Genomic DNA, 415 nt, shown 5'->3' with positions numbered 1-415 from the left:
CCAATGCTCACTGCTAGTAAAACGGGGACAGACTCTGAGGGATCCCCACAAATCTACTCCAGGCTCTGCGCCTGATGATGCACCTCATCGCGCAGAGCTTTCTCCAATTTTTCCCAGTCTCCGCTGCCTCCGAACTCTATGCACCTACGCCAGTATTCCAGGCCAAGCCGCCACAATGAAAGCACTCGTCGTTCTCTGAGACTGTTGCTTTGATATCGCCGCTCCAAGTTACTTTGGCGAGCCTGAAGCCCCGTTAAAAAGAGCAGGTAATTGGCGAGAGCGGCAATCAACAGCAGTATTTCAATACGATGCAGGCAATGGCTGCGATGTAGATTCAGACCCAATCCCAAGTGCTCACTTTTCACATCTCTGAAACCTTCCTCAATTTGCATGCGTCGTTTGTAAACCGCCACGA

At 51.1% G+C, this 415-nt stretch carries 1 pseudogene; it reads right to left on the bottom strand.

Features of this window, described 5'->3' with window-relative positions:
* Positions 1-53 precede the first annotated feature (53 nt).
* Positions 54-415 (bottom strand): annotated as a pseudogene (locus K5E40_RS34480) (IS4 family transposase); the annotation flags it as partial.

It is taken from the genome of Pseudomonas baetica, assembly GCF_019733355.1.
Lineage (GTDB): Bacteria > Pseudomonadota > Gammaproteobacteria > Pseudomonadales > Pseudomonadaceae > Aquipseudomonas > Aquipseudomonas baetica_A.
This window is presented reverse-complemented; position numbering and strand designations above follow the sequence as displayed.